This is a genomic window from Brevibacillus sp. HB2.2, from assembly GCF_013284275.1.
GTDB classification, from domain to species: Bacteria; Bacillota; Bacilli; order Brevibacillales; family Brevibacillaceae; genus Brevibacillus; species Brevibacillus brevis_D.
On the sequence record NZ_JABSUV010000001.1, the window covers coordinates 82,544 to 99,335 of the forward strand.

Sequence of the window (16,792 nt, forward strand, 5' to 3'; positions counted from 1 at the left end):
TACATATAAAGTAATTCAAATTGTAGTAACCAACATAAAGGATCTAAACGAAGTGAGCTTCCGTATCACTTAAATAGAAGCCCCCTAATGGGAACTTACGCAAACCAGCCTTCTTCTTTTCATGAGCACTTCTTTCTGGTTTTCTAAGAATTTCACTTCAATTGTAAATCCATCACTAACTTTCGAGACAGTACCCCAAGTACCTTTAATAGTAACAGGCTGATTTTCGTCCTTAACTTGTATCGAACTTGTTTTCTGTGTAATCTTCGTTATCGGATTGGAACTCTCACTCTGTGACGGAAGCAGGCCAGCATCACTTTGTAACGCACTTCAACCCGATAATATCCCAACAAGAGACTAAGCTAGTAACCATTGTTAAAAAGGTAACTCACTTTTTTCTATTCTATGGACATAATACTATCTCGAAGTGTATAAAGATCGATTTCACTGTAAATATTATCCTCAACACAAGGAGGTGATCGTTCATGAACACTAGCAGAAACAACAATCGCATTTTAAATCCATCTGCAAGAAACGTACTGGATCAACTCAAATACGAGATCGCTGCTGAATTTGGCGTACAACTTGGCCCAGATACCAGCTCACGTCAAAACGGTTCAGTTGGTGGTGAAATCACGAAACGCCTCGTATCTCTTGCAGAGCAATCCATTTCCAGAGGACTATAAATTATCTTGAACTCATAGCCGAGTTGAGCTCGGGTGTAGTGACAAGGTGACCCTCAAAAATCAGGTCACCTTGTTTCCCATGTCCTGGAATGAAGTTACCGTTAGAGGCTAGGTCCCCATTGATAAATGACTACATACTTTTCCTCATTGTTATCATCAATGAGCTGCTCCAAGTTTTTTGACCACTTCGACACCGTTAGGTTCTGAACATCATCAATCTTTAGACCAATTTCTTTCTTTATAGATTCCTCCGTAAACGGATTACTAACTACCTTTCTCTTTCGATCATAGATCATCTATAAGCCAAAATGTTCGTGTAACATGACCAATGCAAACTGCCTCATGGAATCCCACCTCACCTCCCTATTCTACCGAGTTCTCCTTTCTTTAACCATTCCCTTAGAGTAAAATCCTGCCTCTTCCTGCGTATTTCATTTGTACGGCTGATAAAACAGGCCAGTTGGCTGGAACATAGCAAAGAGCTACATTCTAAGCCAACTGGCCTTTACTCATTTCATCCTGAAACCTTTCAGGTATCATGACAACAAAAAGTGAAATAGATCCATCTCGATATGTAAATATCAGAGTTTGAAGAGAACCATCCCGGGAGAGAGCTGACAACCTTGTAGAGACTCCTTGTTAGCTAGCCCTTCTATAGGTTATTCAGTTCATTCCAATCCTCAAGAGACTCCTTACCTTCCCATTGAAGATACTGATAACCCTTCTCTAGGTATTTCTTGCGCTTCGATTCCAGCTTTTCTCGGTAAACGTCATCTTCAAAACCAGCAACTTCTATGAGTGCGATCTTATCATTTTTCCCATACACGACCATATCCGGACGAAGTTCGAGGTCCAATTCGATGACATTTTGCGTAAGCGGCTTTTTAAATGACTTCTGTTTTTCGACTAGATGGGCAAGCATTTTTAGTTCTAAACCGGATTCAACAGGAATCCCTGTCGTTTCATCAGCAGGAACGAAGACAATCTCCTTCTCCTTTGGCCAATCACCGAGAGATGTTGCTTCTTTCCAAATCAGCCAATACCCTGTCTCTACATCAAGATGTTCGAACAGAACCCCCTTGTCGTAAACAGCTTTCGAAATCGTAACCTCAAGAGATAGATGGTCCTTCTTATCAAGAGCCAGCAAGGGAATCCGAATGAGATGAGAGCGTTCTTTATCTGGAAAGGGCTCATGTGTACCTTTGTTTCCTCAACCTACAACAAGCTGAATCTTCTTGTTGATCTTTCTCTCATCTGTTCCAGCAATATATAGCATATCTTTTAGCAGCTTTCGATTGACTAGTACATGTTCAGCTGCGTTCCATATCCTTCCCTTCAGGTTTCGACTCCCTCCAGGATGATAGATCTCCACTCGACGATATTCCAGCATGGTTAAAAATAGGTAATACAATCGGTTTACAGGATCATTGAGAGGCAAATTACGTATGGCGCCCGTACCTGTACGATAACCCGATGATGTGGTACCCGACTCACTGATATTGGTATCCTTATCTCTCTGGGTAGAAAGATTGACGGAGAACATATCTTTCTGTTCGTCGTAATTGATTCCAATGTTTTTAATCGTTTTTCTATAGGTAATGTTATATGGACACGAGCAATCATGCAATTCTCGATCGTCTTCTTGTTTTAGGCTGTGATTAGCGATGATGTACTTATCTGTTTGCGACAAGTATCGAACATGCATAGGGGGATAGATGCTTGCCATCTCATTACAGCAGCAGAAGATTTCTAGCTTGTCTTTTTTATTCATCTGATGCCAAATAGCAAATTGCTTTGTTCGTGCCTCTTCCGTTAATTTGGACAAGTCATAGATGACGTCTTTGCATTTTAGCTTCATTTTCTCAATTCCTTTACTTCATCATAACTAATGCACTTTCTTGCATAGATGTGGAATTTTATCTCCGCAAGTGTACTCAAAACCTGCGTCTAAAAATAATTGGCTGTAAGCGTCGTGTTCTTCTTGGCTGTTCTCCTTATCTGAAGGAGCAATAATAAATGACACTTGCAGCACCTGAGACAAATACTCGATAATTTGATCCAGCGAATGGTTTTCTAAGCCCTTACTTTGATATTGTTCAAAGATTTGTAATTGAGTATGAGTAAGTACAGCAATACGACCATACACGAGGCATGTATCCGGATCTCGACGCAGTCTGTTTGATGTATTCTGGAAACGTACGGATCGAATTGCTTTTAACAGCCGTGGATCAACCTTTTCAGCTAGATGAGATACATTTGATTCAAGCCATTTTTCATCGATAAGTTACAGCTCAACCTCTCCAATGACGGTATTTTGATCTTCGACATTACAGCAAATATTACCTGTTACGAGTTGGTATTCTTTTCGATAAGAAGTATGAAATACTCCGCGCTCATCATCTGTGTGGATGTTAAAGGTATTATCATATGCAAATGATAGGTTTTCCAAAGAAATAGCCTCCTTAAAGATTTCATTCCATTAATTAAAAGCAACAGGGACCAATTTTAACCCCGCTTCCATAGCAACCTGATAATGTTTCTGGTTTCCTACAAGATTATGGTTGGATTTAAGTAAGACAGGTTGGTCTAGTTGTCCGAATAGTTCTACACTGTCTTTGTAGAGGGGAATATTCTTTCGTTTCGAGAGAGAAATATTATTGATCGGAATGACTTTCTGTGTACCGACTGGTAGGTGAGGTCCCCAGATCCTGCGAAAGAAATACTCTTCCGTAGAAGGTACCCAATGACGCCATTGTTGAATAGAAGACACATGATATGGGGTACCAGATAGAAAGACGCCATCGTCATCGATCAGGAGTTTTTCTGCAATATAATCACAACTGATTACCTGTTTGTATCGATCCCAAACATGGTATTGATCTGTCTCTTTCATTTGAATTAAGGCATACCTTTTCAAAAATCGTGTTTTCCGTAGACATAGCATCTCTTTTCGTATATTTTGGACTATATAGTGTCTGTTCCGAACTATATACAGTTTATTTCTAGAAATCAAACGTACATACGTGTAAGATAACGTCCGAATTCAATGGAGGGCATTTATGGAAGAGTTCCACACAAATATCGGAGAGAACATAAAGCGTATTCGGAAGGAAAGAAACTTGAGCTTGGATAAAACTTCTGAAATAACAGGGGTTAGCAAAACGATGTTAGGACAAATTGAAAGAGGTAAATCTGCTCCAACCATCACAACCCTTTGGAAAATAGCTAGTGGGTTGCGCTTATCCTTCTCTTCACTCATTAGTCAATACAAGCCGAATGTTACGATTGTAAAAAAGAAGGAAGTAAACCCCATTATTGAAAATGACGGTCAATATCGTGTGTATCCACTTGTCCCCTATAATCCTGAACAACAGTTTGAGATTTTTTCAGTAACCCTTGAACCAGGATGCGAGCATATCGCAGAACCGCATACAACGGGGGTTGAAGAATTTATTCTCGTAAACGAAGGCACGCTAGAGGTTGTTGTCAATGAACAAATTTATGTCGTTGAGCCAGAAGATACGCTAATTTTCAAAGCGGACAGGCCACACATTTATCAAAACAACGGAGATCGTATCGTAAAGTGTTCGGTAATCATTCACTACTCCAGTCAATGAAAGCAAAGAGAAACCCCACTACATGCAGGGTTTCTCTTCTATTGGTGTTAGATCACTAGATAGATGCTATCCGTTTGCAGAGTCCCCCCATTCCCGTTTCCGCTCATGTAGCGAGCTCGCAATAATACGGTCCAGCAACTGTGTAAAGGTCATACCTGCCGCTGCTGCACTCTTTGGAAACAGACTGTTGGCGGTCATCCCCGGCAAGGTGTTTACTTCTAGTACATAAGGCATATCCTGACACAAAATCATATCGACCCTTGCATAGACTTTGCACTGCAGCAGTTGGTAGCTGGCGAGGGCCGCCTCTCGCACTCGCTGCTGGATAACGGGAGGAAGCTCGATCACCTTCTCCTCCGCGCCGCCATCCTCATATTTCGCTCGGTAGTCGAACCACTCTGAATGCGCCGAACGAATGCCGATAATCGGGAGCACCTCGCCATCAAGAATCGCGCAGGTTAGCTCCGTCCCTTTCAAATAGGGCTCAATCAAGATCCCCTGATCCAAATAACTGGCTTCCTGAACAGCCGACAGCAGCTCCTTCTCATTTTGCACGAGCTGGACACCAATGCTGGATCCCCCCAAATTTGGCTTCACAATCACCGGGTAGCCCAATTGCTCCACCGCCTGTGGATCATAAACGTCCTTCCAGTAAAGACCTGCAGGCGTTTGAATGCCCGCCGTCTTCAGCAGCATCTTGGACAGTTGCTTATTCATACATAGGCTGCTTGCCAGTACACCGCTTCCTGTATAGGGGATACCGAGTGTCTCCAGCGCTCCCTGCACTGTGCCATCCTCACCATATTGGCCATGCAGTGCCAACAGCGCGAAATCGATGCCTGCCTGCTGAACCTGCGTGATTAAATCCGCTCGCTGCGTAACGACAATAGGAACTGCCTCATAGCGACTGCGATCCAAATGATTGATCATCTCTTGACCAGTCCTCAGAGAAACCTCACGCTCCGAAGAAATACCACCCATAATAACGCCTATCTTCATGATGACACCTCATTTTTCTTCCAAATGATTGTGCGGTCTGTAATCGTTATGTCTCAAGAAAGCGACGCGCCTGTTTGCCGATTATCCGAATACCCCGCTCGATATTTTCATCCGTTACTCGTGAAAAACCGAGTCGCAAGGTATTCGTCCCTGTACCTTCTTGAATAAAAAATTTGTCCCCCGGTGTAAAAATGACACCCTGTTCTGTGCAAGCTTCTAGAAGCTTGCGTGTATTTACGACTGACGGAAAGGTAAGAAACAAATGCAAGCCCCCGTCGCCAGATAGCTGCGCCTCAGGGAGATGTGCTTCACAGCAGGCTTTTGTCAGTTCATATTTGCGCTTGTATTCCATGCGTGCTTTTTTGATATATTTATCGAAATTTCCATTCAGCAAATATTGATAGAGTATCGATTGATCGATGGTTGAGGTATGAATGGTGCGTGCCCGCTTCATGCTTTCCAAATGGTCGAGCAATGCCTTATCTCCGAGCACCCAGCCCACTCGCAATCCAGGGAACAGTACCTTGGAGAAGCTACCAATATAGATGACTCCGTTCCCTTGCCCTGCTGTTGCGATTAATGGCGCAACATGCGCTCCCGAGTAGCGCAGTTCCTCATTGAATCCATCCTCGATCACCGGAATGTCATAGTGCATCAGTAATTTCATAACAGCACTGCGCTTCGCCGGCGACATGACTATGCCTGTCGGATTGTGATAGGAAGGAGTCAAATAGGCCAAATCGAAGCTGTTTGTCTGCTTCTGCAATACCGCCTCAAGCTGCTCCACATCAATACCATCACTCTCCATCGGAATGCCGGTTATCTCAAATCCTTGCAGCTGCAAATTCTTGATCGCTGTATGATGAGTCGGATTTTCACAAATAGCTGCTCCACGGCGCGAAGTAGGACGAAGTGCCGACAACACGATGTCGAAACCTTCTGTAAACCCGCTTGTAATCAGCATGTCCTTACCGCTTACATCGACGCCTTTATTCTCCATATAGCGCATCAAGTAATCGATCAGTGGCTTGTAGCCCTTGGCATAGCCGTAGTTGAGCAGCACCTGCCCTTCGATTGCCATCCGATCCATAAAGGCCCGCCTTACATCCCCCAAATCAAACAAACGCTCATCCGGCGCGATGCTTGTGAATGAAATGGTTGCTTTTTTGCCGCGTATGCCCTGTTTCATCATGTCCAGTTCTACAGCGGATACAGCATATTCGTTCATTCGTGCCTTCCAGTCGATTTGCCATGCGGCAGAGCCTTCCGTATCTCCGTTATTTGCAGCCAAATGGCCCACCATAGTAGTTACATAGCTGCCTTTTCCTGGAATCGCATACGTAAATCCGTCATCCTCAAGGCCTTCGTAGGCAGCAATGACTGTATTGCGGCTCACCTTTAGCAGACTGCTCATTTCTCTTGTGGAGGGCAGCTTTTGATCTGCTTGAAGCGCACCCTTGATTATTAAGCGTTTGACGTATTCTTTCACTTGTATCGCGACTGGACGGTCACCAACAAGTCTGAAATCCTGGAACATCCTTCATCGCCCCCGTCTATAATGATGGCATGGGAGACGAGATAAAAAAAGAACCACCGTACTGGATTTTTCATCCTTCGGTGGTTCCTCTTTCGCAATCATTTTTTAGTAGGTCGCTAGTGTATCCTTTTACCAGATGCTCTCCGTTTTATGGTTGTTTTGCGCCATCACAATGTATTTGTCTAATTGCTGGCTTACCCCCAAAACTACGTCACTTGTAAGGCCATGTTTTCCGGCCAATTCAATCATTTGCTGTCGAAGTTGTTCGATGCTTGTTTCTAGATCCAAGTGGTGGCGACTTGCTTCTATTCCCGCGCCCCAGATCGTGCACTTGCTTTTCGGGGATGTTCCTCGGTGCACAGAGACGTCCCTTTCTAATGAACTTACAAGAGCTTTTATGTTAAGCACCTCCTATGATTTACAAAATATGACATTAATAACTATAAATGAATATGCAAGAAATCACCAACTAAGGAAAAATGGAATAGAAAAAAACATCCTATCGAAAGGATGTTTTTTTGTGTGTATCTTATCAACTATTTTCTAAAAATCTGCACCATGCTGATAATTAATGACGTGTGCTGTGTCAGACTTTTGTGGTTCGTACACGATGCCGCTGCTTAACCCAAACGTTAGAAGAAGTGCTAGGAATACATGTTTCATTCTTTTTCATCCTCTCTACTCATCATCTTTTTTGTGATTGTTGATACATCGTCCTACAACTCGTACTCGTCTATACATGTAGCTTCAGCCTTCTTCTCTCCAATTACAATGGCTTGATATTGGAGGATTTGTGATGGCGAGGCAAGATGGCGATATTTTTCAAACAACTGTACACATTGCAGAGCATCATAATGTCGATTCATCAAATCCGATAGAACGAAACAGTGCAGAGTTTCATTGATTCCACTTTCAATGCGTCCCTTTGTAAAATCATATTTTGCTTTCTGATATCGATATTGGAGGTGCTGAACCATATTCACCAACATTGTTCGTTCATGGAATCTAGCAATATCGCCAGAGAGGCGTAATAAAACCTCATCCACACAAAAATGATATTTATTTGCTGCTTCCATAATCGTAACGAGACCCGGAAGTATTTCAACAGGCTGCTCCGCTAGATAGTCGGTATATTCCTTAATAATTTTTTCATTCCCCATTAATACTTCCAGTGTGTAAAAATTCGCTCTCGCAAAGACAGTAAACCGCTCAACGATTCTAATCCCTTCATCGTCCAGAAGTTCAAACCAATGTAAATCGGCGTATGCTTGTACATATTCTTTGGATTGGGAATAAGCGCCTTGCATCTGTAGGACTAATCCTTTATATAAATAACCCATTCCGTAGTAGTAGACAAGCGGCCGTTCTGTTTTTATCAACTCTGTCGTTCGATTTTTTCTGCATTTTTGCAGCTTATCTTGATAAATAATTTTGGAAAGCCCTCGTAGCTCATCTGCGTAGGTTTCTGCTTCACTCCATTTTTGCAAAGTGAAACAAACCTTCGACAAATTTAACAAAGCATCTAATTGATCCGTTTCGGGTAATCGCTTTCGATATGGCGAAAAGCGAATAACAGCCTTCTCATTTTCATCCGCATTTGTCCCGAGAATTGCCTGAAATAATCGGTAGTGACTCATCACAAACTGGGTAGAGTAGCTATCTTTCTCGTTCTCAATTACGTACTCATAGAATGGCACCGCCTTTCCCAGTTTTCCATCCTCATATAATTGCTCTGCCACAGTAAAAAGGATAGAGATATTTTTGGGATTCTCCAATAATTGGGAGGCAACAGCTTCGATGCAATCCTTTCGCCCATTCTCAGCGCTTCGAATCAAGTAAGGTATCAATCGGGGGCGCGAAATTTTCCCTTCATATAAACATTCATCGGGATAAAGTTCATACATCCAGCCTGGCTCGTAGCCAAACACCTCAGCGAGCGCGTCTAATTGACTTATCGTAATAGCCCGAGGCGGCTTCCCATTTAGAATCTCGCTCAATGTCCCCGGATTAATACCAGTTAAATCCCCTAGTTTGCTCAATGTATAACCGCGTGCTCTCCGATGTTGTTCGATTTCTGACCGCAGCGACTGGTGCAATGTCCCTAGCAGTCCCCCCATAATGGATCACCCTTTTAGTTTTGCTTTATTTTACAATCAAATGGTTATTTTTGGAAGATGCATAAGATATATCTTTATCATTTTCATGTCCGAAGATAAAAAAAGTAGTTAGTTTTAGACTCAATTATCAATCTTTACTGATCTGACAGCAAAAGCCCAGCATTCGTGCAAGCCGGGCTTTTACTCTCGCGCTAACGGGAACTTTCGGGCCGTGTCACCCCAAAAACGTGACCAATCAAGCAGCCTTCGTGTTGGACAGTCTTTACTGATATTGCGCCATTAGTTTGTCTAGCATTTCTCTCATAACATGAATCAACTCGTCTGGCGCTTTTACCTTTGCATCCGTACCCAATCCAATAAAAAAATGGCCGAAAAATGGAAGGCTGCTCGTGGGGATTCGATTGCCCAGCCATCCCGTGCCGTCTTCTCGAACATGAATTTGCATTTTGTGCGCCGGCCACAGTTCGGATTCACATCTCTGCACCCCTGTTGCAGTAAGCTCAACATAAAGTTCCATAGCCGGACTCTCCTCTTCAAGGTAAGAGTCCCAGTTTCCTGTATGCACTTGCGTCAAATCGACCGCTTTCCGTTCGATCAGTTCAACAGATCTAACCCGGTCACAGCGAAACAAGCGAAAATCGCGGCGGTGAAAGCAATAGGCCGGACAATACCAAAAACCGTTGCTGGCATATATTCCGATCGGCTGAACATCTCTTAACCGCTTATCCTGTTTCGATTCGTACTCCATGCGCACCACTTTTTGATCGATCGCAGCATCCAGCAACAAGTTCAAATATGGCGTGCTTGCATGTCTCATCGGCGTAACCAGATCAAATCGTTCCCGCATCCGGTCGATACGGTCCCGAATATCTTCTGACATATAAGAATAAAATTTGCGCAACACTGAATCTGTTTCCGCCTCAAACGGAAGATTCGCGTAGTGCCTCAATGCATGGCTGGCAAAAAAGACAGCAAGCGCTTCGCCTTCCGTAAAAGCGACCGGGGGCAGCATTCTCTCGTTCAGCATCTTATATCCCCCATTCGGACCGACTTCCGAATAAAAAGGAACCCCTAGTGCGCTCAACTCCTGCATATCCCGCATAATCGTCCGCGTGGAAACTCCAAATTCACTGGCAAGCTGTTTGGCGTTGAAAGACTTCTTTTTGTTGACGGCCATCATAATCTCGATCAGTCTTTTGGATTTTGCCATGATAAACTCCTTTTTATTTATTACGACAAATATTGTCACTATTGTACGTTACGATGCTAATGAAGTCCAAAATAGCAAAAATTGGACCATTTCATTTAAAAGGAGATTGATTACATGTCAATGCGCACAACGTCGTTCATTATGCTGGATGGAAAAGCTACGGAAGCGATTGAGTTTTACCAAGAAGCGTTGAACTCGAAATTACTGTTCAAAACTACGTACGGGGAAGGCAAGAATGCCGATAGTTTGCCTGAAGAAGGGAAAACGCGTATTGCCCATGCCGTGTTGCAAACTGGAGAAAATGATATGATGGTTGCTGATCTTTTTCCGGGGCAACCTTATGTAATCGGAAATCAGGTGAATATTTGTATAACAGCGACGCAACAAAGCGAGATTGAAGAAATGTTTAATAAATTGAGCGAAAAAGGGCAAGTGTTGTTCCCGTTGCAAAAAACTGAATTTAGTCCCTGCTTCGGAATGGTGAAAGACCGTTATAACATTACGTTCCAATTCTACATGAATGATACAACAAGCAGTTGGAGCTGAAAATACCAGAATGAACGCTATAAAGCTCCGAGGGGAACCCCGGAGCTTTATAGCGTTCATCGTACCGCTTCTTTTAAACGTTCGCTATTCCTTTTTCCCAATCAAAAATTCCACTTCCTCGATTTCCTTCGGGATCTGCGATGAGAGCACCTCGTATCCGTCTGCTGTTACTAACACATTATCTTCAATCCGAATGCCAATCGCTTCTTCCTCTATGTACAGACCTGGTTCAATCGTGATCACCATACCGGGTTGCAAAGTAGCACTGTAATCCGAGACATCATGCGTATCCAGTCCAAGGTGATGGGACACGGAATGATAGTAGTATTTGGACAGCTCACTGCTGTCTTGGATGAGACCGAGACGTAGCAGGCCATCTGTCAGGACTTGTTTCGTCACATCATTGAGTTGTGTAAGTGTGACACCAGGCTTGACTGCTTCTATGGTCTTGATTTCTGCTTCGAGCACGAGCTGATAGATCGCTTTCTGACGTTCTGTAAAGCGACCGTTCACGGGAAACGTTCGTGAAATATCAGCGGCATAGTAATTCGATACTGCTCCGAGGTCGAGGAGGACCAAATCACCATCTTCTGCACGCTGATTATTCGCTTCATAGTGCAAGATCGTGGCATTGATACCGCTTCCAATGATAGGTAAATAAGGAAGCTCGCGAACACCATGCGATTTCAACGTGAAATCATAGTACGCCTCTAGCTCGTATTCCATGATTCCCGGACGTGCATGCGACCACATGCGACGGATTGCTTCATCCGTGATCGCAATCGCACGTCTGATTTCTCCGATCTCTGCTGGACTTTTCAACATACGCAGTTCTTTCAGCCATGGGCCCGCATCGTGAATCTGCAGGGTCCGATATTTCTTCTGCGCGTCTTCGGCAAAAATCTCTGCGGGGGTCAGCTCGTCGCTCCATTGATAGCGATACAGGTCGAGATAGAGCGAGCACTTGCCTTCGCAGCGTCTCATAAAGGTTCCAAATGACTCCAGCCACTCGTCGAGATAGTCGAAGTGTTCGATACCAGACTGCTCTTTCGCCTCTTGATCCGATAAGACGGCCCCTGTCCATTTCGCTTCCAGTTCATTTGGGCGCTGAAGAAATAGCGTTTCGTTCACGATGCCAGCGCGTTTCGTGATCATGAGAATGAGGTTGCTGCGCGCAATGCCGGTTAAATAATAGAAGTTGCGGTTCGGTGAAAACAGGTATTTATCGTCATTGCTGCGTGTCTTGACAACCCCCGAAAATAGGACAATTGCGCTGTGGTCAGGCATTTTTTCCGCGAGTTTTTGACGGCGATTGATGAACTCTATTGAATGTAAGGTTCCTGTCATTTGTTTTATACCCCCTCGTTCGTGAGTTTCTTCTTATTGTAGGATACTTTCATCATTTGGGAAACGAGTTTCAACAAAGAGCAGTTGCTCTAGGCAAACTGCTCCTTGTTATCGTAGACTGCGACCGCATTTTATGAAACGTTACTCTGCCACTCTTTTCGCCCAACGCAGGTCCGGTGTCCCGGTTACACTGAAGCGGATGCCTTCGATTTTTTTGCTGTTGAGGTAGTTTTCGTTATTGAAATAAACCGGGATGACTGGCATGTCCTGCATCAAAATGGTTTCAGCGTCGTGCAAAAGCTTCATGCGTGCTTCCTCGTTTTGCTCGACCTTTGCTTTTTCGATCAGCTCATCAAACTTCGGATTGGCCCAGTTCGTGAAATTGCGGGAGCTTTTCCCTGTATATAGCTCCAGCATCGCGAGCGGATCAAGGTAATCGCCGCCCCAACCCATGCGGGCAATCTGGAAGTTTTTCTGCTTGAACGTATCGATGTATGTTTTCCACTCCTGATTCTCCAGCTTCACTGGCACGCCCAAATTTTGCTTGAACATTTCTTGCAGTGCTTCGGCGATCTTCTTGTGGTTTTCCGCGGTGCTGTATTTCAGTGTAATCGGCGGCAGCTCTGTCCAGCCTTCTTCCTTTAAGCCTTCAGCCAGGAGCTGCTTCGCCTTGGCGGGATCAAACTGATAGTAAGGCGCTACTTCTTCTCGGAAGTCCTTACCCGAAGGAGTTTTCACCCCAAATGGCGTATAGCCGTACGCTGGAAGCTGACCTCCCTTGGTCACGTTTTTCGTCAGGATGTCCCGGTCGATCGCGTAGGAAAAGGCCTGACGAATTTTCGCATTCGTAAACGGCTTTTCCTCTACGTTAAACGTGTACGTATAAATGCTGTAGTCCGGGAATGATTTGTACTCTTCTATTTCTTTTTCCTGTTCAATCACGTCGATCGGCAGGGAATCAATCAGATCAAGCGCTCCTGTTTTGAACATCTGGTAGTAGGTGGTCGCTTCATTTACCATCTTGAAGTGGATGGTGTCCATCGTTACTTTTTCTTTCTCCCAATAGCTCTGGCTTTTGGCGATCGTCAATTGGCTATTGTGGTCCCAGCTCTCCACGGTATACGGGCCATTGGTTACGATGCCTTTCGCTTCGGCCGCCCAGTTTTTGTCTGCATCCACAACTTTTTTGTTCACTGGCAGATAGGCCCGACTCATCATGATTTTCGAGAAATAGGTGATCGGATCTTTCAGTCCAACGATGAGTGTTCGGTCATCCTTTGCCTTGATCTGAACGTCCTCCACGCTGCTTTTGCCCGTGTTGTATGCCTCCGCGCCTTGTATGTAGTAGAGTGCGGATGGTTCATAGGCGGCAGTCTGTGGATTCAACACACGCTTCCAAGAGTATTCGTAGTCATGCGCCGTCACCGGATCGCCGTTCGACCATTTCATCTCGGGGCGCAGAGTAAACGTGTAGGTTTTGCCGTCCGGGGAGACTTCCATCTTTTCGGCTGCTCCTTCGCTGATGTCCCCATTTTGGCTGTATCGGTACAATCCTTCATACAGATGATCGATCACCCAGTACGATGTGGTATCGGAAGCAAATGCCGGGTCTAATGTGTACGGTTCGCCCCGCAGGTTAGCGGTCATGACTTGTTTGATGGCTGTCCCCGTCTGTTGATCGGAAGATGCAGCTGATTTATCGCTGCCGCACGCAGAAAGCGCAGGCACAGCGAGAGCTAGCAATGCAACAAAAGTAAGCAATCCCTTTTTCATGATGATTTCCTCCTTGTTCTCCTCTGTCTACTGTACAAGATGGCAAGCGATCCAGTGTCCGTGCCTCACCTCCTTCCAATCCGGTGCTGTTTCGGAGCAAACGCCTTGGGCAACCGGACATCTGGTGCGAAACGGACAACCGCTTGGCGGATGAATCGGGCTGGGTGGTTCTCCAGTCAGTACAATCTGCTCCCGTTCTTCGCGCTGTGCTGGATGGGAGACGGGCATAGCCGAGATCAAGGCTTGCGTGTAAGGATGTAGCGGCGTGGCAAACAACTCCTCGCTCGGTGCAAGCTCCATCATCTGCCCCAGGTACATCACGCCAATCCGGTCGCTGATATGCTTCACCATCGACAGGTCATGGGCGATAAACAGATAGGTGATAGACCGCTCTGCCTGAAGATCAGCTAAAAGATTGACGATTTGCGCCTGAATGGACACATCCAGTGCTGAGATGGACTCGTCTGCCACGATAAAGCTGGGCTCCACCGCAAGCGCACGGGCGATTCCGATACGCTGTCGTTGTCCGCCGCTAAACTCATGCGGAAAGCGTTTTGCGTGGCTTGGGTGCAATCCTACTAGCTCCAGCAGCCGATAGATGCGTTCTTCTCGTTCTTTTCCTTTTGCCAATCCATAGGAGTCGATTCCTTCGGCGATGATGTCGCCTACCCGCAACCGCGGATTAAGTGAGGCCTGCGGATCCTGGAAGATCAGCTGCATGTGGCGGTTCGCTTCCCGTCGCTCACGTCGATCCATCCTGGCGATGTCTTTGCCTTGAAACAGGATGCGCCCTGCAGTAGCCGGGTACAGGCCTACGATCGTCCTGCCCAGCGTAGACTTGCCGCAGCCGCTTTCCCCAACAATTCCGAGCGTCTCCCCTCGCCTGATTTCAAAAGAGACGCGGTCAACAGCTCTAACCCGTTGGCCTTTGCCAATCTCAAACGATTTGGCGAGATTCTCAACTTCTACTAAGTTGTCACCCATGTGTCTCCCTCCCTGCTACCATCCACGCTTCTGCTCCCCGGGCACGCGGGTCGTTCAGCCAGCAGCTCGCCTCATGCTGATTGAAAAACGAATTTGATTGCGGCATATGCTCCAGGCAAATTTCCATGGCAAACTGGCATCGGTCAGCGAACGGGCAACCAACAGGCGGACGAAACAAATCCGGGGGTGTCCCTTCGATGGGGATCAGTCGTTCTTTTTTACCTGCATCGAGACGTGGCACAGACTGCAACAGCCCTTGTGTGTATGGATGGCGCGGATTGTCAAAAATCTCTCCCACCGGGCCGCTCTCCACCACGACGCCTGCGTACATGACCGCTACATGATCGGCCACCTCTGCGACTACGCCCAGATCGTGGGTGATCAAAATGATCGACGTCTGCAACTGCTCCTGCAATTCCTTCATCAGACGAAGTATCTGTGCCTGAATGGTCACGTCGAGCGCCGTCGTCGGTTCATCCGCGATAACCAACTGCGGTTGGCAGGCTAGCGCCATAGCGATTCCGACACGCTGCCGCATTCCTCCACTTAGCTCGTGCGGATATTGTTCAAATCTCCTCGCCGCCTCAGGAATACCTACCCTCTCCAGCAGTTTCAGCGTCTCTTCGTTTGCTTCCGTCTTCGTTTGCTTTCGATGTTTGATCAGCCCTTCCGCAATCTGTTGACCAATTTTCATCGTGGGGTTCAGCGAGGTCATCGGGTCCTGAAAGATCATACCGATCTGCGAGCCGCGAACCTGCTGCCATTCCAGCTTCGTCAGCCCAGTCAGTTCACGCCCGCGAAACCGAATGCTGCCACCTTTCACCTGACCAGATCGCGGTGGAATCATCCCCATCAATGCCCGAGCTGTCACACTTTTTCCGCAGCCGCTTTCCCCCACAATCGCCAGCGTCTCTCCCTCCTTCACAGATAAGGAAACCCCTCTTACTGCCTGCACCTCTCCACCGTATGTGCGAAAGGAGACGCGTAGCTGATCTACTTCCAATAAAGGCTTCATGATGTACTCCCCCTCATTTCCTGATCCGTGGGTCCAGTGCATCCTGCAAACCGTCCCCGAGTGCATTGCAAGCGAACATCGTAAGCGAAATCATGAATCCCGGAAAAAACAGCCGCCACCACTGTCCGCTCAGCATAACCGCTAGCGCGTCGTTGGCCATGGTTCCCCAGCTGGCTATTGGCGCTTGCACACCCAGCCCAAGAAAGCTGAGAAATGATTCGGCGAAAATCGCGTGCGGAATCGTAAAGGTCAGGTTGACGATGATGACGCCGATCGTATTCGGCAGCAGATGTTTGATGATGATTTTGGTATGAGAGGTACCCAGCTTTTCTGCGGCCAGCACAAACTCCTGCCGCTTGATCTGCATGATTTGTCCTCTGACCAGGCGGGCCATTCCCACCCAGCCGGTCAGAGATAGGGCAATAATGATTGTTGCGAGTCCAGGCTCCAGAACCACCATCAGCAGGATTACCACCAGCAGATACGGTATGCTGTACAGAATTTCAGCCAACCGCATCAGGATGTTGTCTACACGGTCGCCCAGCTTGTTCCTCCCTGCCATGTAACCGGATATCCCCCCGATGCATACTCCAATCACGAGGTCGATGGCTGCTGCCGCCACACCAATAAACAAAGAGATTTGTCCGCCTGCCCAGGTACGTGCCCACATGTCCCGCCCCAAGTCATCGGTTCCAAACCAGTGCTCGCCCGACAGTGGCAGATTTCCTTTCGTCAAAGACTGTTCATGTGGGCTGTGGGGAACGAGCACCGGACCGATGATGGAGAGGGTCACTACTGCTGTGAGCAGGAAGAACCCGAGCATTGCCAGCTTGTTACTGGATACCCGCTGCAAAACCTCCTGCCAATACCCAAGACTCGGGCGCTCCCGAATTTCCTCTGAAAGCCGGTTTCGGTCGACTGGTCGAAACTGGGAATCCAGTTGTGTTGCCTGATTGGCCAT

At 46.3% G+C, this 16,792-nt stretch carries 18 protein-coding genes; 3 read left to right on the forward strand and 15 right to left on the reverse strand.

What is annotated here, in order from left to right:
- The first annotated feature begins 485 nt into the window (after positions 1 to 485).
- A complete protein-coding gene (locus HP401_RS00285; RefSeq protein ID WP_173603637.1) occupies positions 486 to 686 on the forward strand; it encodes an alpha/beta-type small acid-soluble spore protein in 201 nt (66 codons plus the stop codon).
- Between the two features lie 652 nt (positions 687 to 1,338).
- On the opposite strand, the gene HP401_RS00290 is transcribed toward HP401_RS00285, so the two are convergent.
- The 5 genes from HP401_RS00290 to HP401_RS00310 form a co-directional block, all read right to left on the reverse strand.
- Positions 1,339 to 1,833, reverse strand: a complete 495-nt coding sequence (locus tag HP401_RS00290; RefSeq protein ID WP_173603638.1) for a hypothetical protein — start codon at positions 1,831 to 1,833, stop codon at positions 1,339 to 1,341.
- A 63-nt stretch (positions 1,834 to 1,896) separates the two neighbouring features.
- A complete protein-coding gene (locus HP401_RS00295; protein ID WP_173603639.1) occupies positions 1,897 to 2,544 on the reverse strand; it encodes a hypothetical protein in 648 nt (215 codons plus the stop codon).
- A gap of 27 nt (positions 2,545 to 2,571) precedes the next feature.
- Positions 2,572 to 2,832, reverse strand: coding sequence for a hypothetical protein (locus HP401_RS00300; RefSeq protein WP_173603640.1), 261 nt, complete (start codon positions 2,830 to 2,832; stop codon positions 2,572 to 2,574).
- A 138-nt stretch (positions 2,833 to 2,970) separates the two neighbouring features.
- Positions 2,971 to 3,135, reverse strand: coding sequence for a hypothetical protein (locus HP401_RS00305; RefSeq protein ID WP_173603641.1), 165 nt, complete (start codon positions 3,133 to 3,135; stop codon positions 2,971 to 2,973).
- A gap of 30 nt (positions 3,136 to 3,165) precedes the next feature.
- Positions 3,166 to 3,579 carry a ParB N-terminal domain-containing protein gene (locus tag HP401_RS00310; protein ID WP_173603642.1) on the reverse strand — a complete coding sequence of 138 codons (414 nt, stop codon included), beginning with the start codon at positions 3,577 to 3,579 and terminating at the stop codon, positions 3,166 to 3,168.
- Between the two features lie 166 nt (positions 3,580 to 3,745).
- Between HP401_RS00310 and HP401_RS00315 the strand changes: the two genes are divergently transcribed.
- Positions 3,746 to 4,303: a helix-turn-helix domain-containing protein gene (locus tag HP401_RS00315; RefSeq protein ID WP_015891143.1), complete on the forward strand. Its 558-nt coding sequence runs from the start codon at positions 3,746 to 3,748 to the stop codon at positions 4,301 to 4,303.
- Positions 4,304 to 4,369: 66 nt separating this feature from the next.
- Here HP401_RS00315 and HP401_RS00320 read toward each other — a convergent pair whose 3' ends face one another.
- The 5 genes from HP401_RS00320 to HP401_RS00340 all read right to left on the reverse strand — a co-directional run bounded on the left by HP401_RS00320 (position 4,370) and on the right by HP401_RS00340 (position 10,166).
- Positions 4,370 to 5,302: a D-alanine--D-alanine ligase gene (locus HP401_RS00320; protein ID WP_173603643.1), complete on the reverse strand. Its 933-nt coding sequence runs from the start codon at positions 5,300 to 5,302 to the stop codon at positions 4,370 to 4,372.
- A 46-nt stretch (positions 5,303 to 5,348) separates the two neighbouring features.
- On the reverse strand, positions 5,349 to 6,839 hold the full coding sequence (locus HP401_RS00325; protein ID WP_173603644.1) for an aminotransferase-like domain-containing protein: 1,491 nt from the start codon (positions 6,837 to 6,839) through the stop codon (positions 5,349 to 5,351).
- 129 nt (positions 6,840 to 6,968) lie between these two features.
- A complete protein-coding gene (locus tag HP401_RS29750; protein ID WP_173603645.1) occupies positions 6,969 to 7,199 on the reverse strand; it encodes an aspartyl-phosphate phosphatase Spo0E family protein in 231 nt (76 codons plus the stop codon).
- Positions 7,200 to 7,555: 356 nt separating this feature from the next.
- Positions 7,556 to 8,956, reverse strand: coding sequence for a helix-turn-helix domain-containing protein (locus tag HP401_RS00335; RefSeq protein ID WP_173603646.1), 1,401 nt, complete (start codon positions 8,954 to 8,956; stop codon positions 7,556 to 7,558).
- A gap of 262 nt (positions 8,957 to 9,218) precedes the next feature.
- Complete coding sequence (locus HP401_RS00340; RefSeq protein WP_173603647.1) at positions 9,219 to 10,166, reverse strand: helix-turn-helix transcriptional regulator; 948 nt, start codon at positions 10,164 to 10,166, stop codon at positions 9,219 to 9,221.
- Positions 10,167 to 10,280: 114 nt separating this feature from the next.
- Between HP401_RS00340 and HP401_RS00345 the strand changes: the two genes are divergently transcribed.
- Positions 10,281 to 10,712, forward strand: a complete 432-nt coding sequence (locus tag HP401_RS00345) for a VOC family protein (protein WP_173603648.1) — start codon at positions 10,281 to 10,283, stop codon at positions 10,710 to 10,712.
- 84 nt (positions 10,713 to 10,796) lie between these two features.
- On the opposite strand, the gene HP401_RS00350 is transcribed toward HP401_RS00345, so the two are convergent.
- The 5 genes from HP401_RS00350 to HP401_RS00370 all read right to left on the reverse strand — a co-directional run bounded on the left by HP401_RS00350 (position 10,797) and on the right by HP401_RS00370 (position 16,792).
- Complete coding sequence (locus HP401_RS00350) at positions 10,797 to 12,059, reverse strand: aminopeptidase P family protein (RefSeq protein ID WP_173603649.1); 1,263 nt, start codon at positions 12,057 to 12,059, stop codon at positions 10,797 to 10,799.
- Between the two features lie 141 nt (positions 12,060 to 12,200).
- Positions 12,201 to 13,832: a peptide ABC transporter substrate-binding protein gene (locus tag HP401_RS00355; RefSeq protein ID WP_173603650.1), complete on the reverse strand. Its 1,632-nt coding sequence runs from the start codon at positions 13,830 to 13,832 to the stop codon at positions 12,201 to 12,203.
- Positions 13,833 to 13,859: 27 nt separating this feature from the next.
- Entirely contained in the window at positions 13,860 to 14,816 is a 957-nt protein-coding gene (locus HP401_RS00360; protein WP_173603651.1) for an ABC transporter ATP-binding protein, read from the reverse strand.
- Positions 14,809 to 15,831, reverse strand: coding sequence for an ABC transporter ATP-binding protein (locus HP401_RS00365; RefSeq protein WP_173603652.1), 1,023 nt, complete (start codon positions 15,829 to 15,831; stop codon positions 14,809 to 14,811). The genes HP401_RS00360 and HP401_RS00365 overlap by 8 nt, the downstream gene beginning before the upstream one ends.
- Positions 15,832 to 15,844: 13 nt before the next feature.
- The gene (locus tag HP401_RS00370; protein WP_173603653.1) at positions 15,845 to 16,792 is read right to left on the reverse strand and encodes an ABC transporter permease; all 948 of its coding nucleotides are present in this window, start codon (positions 16,790 to 16,792) and stop codon (positions 15,845 to 15,847) included.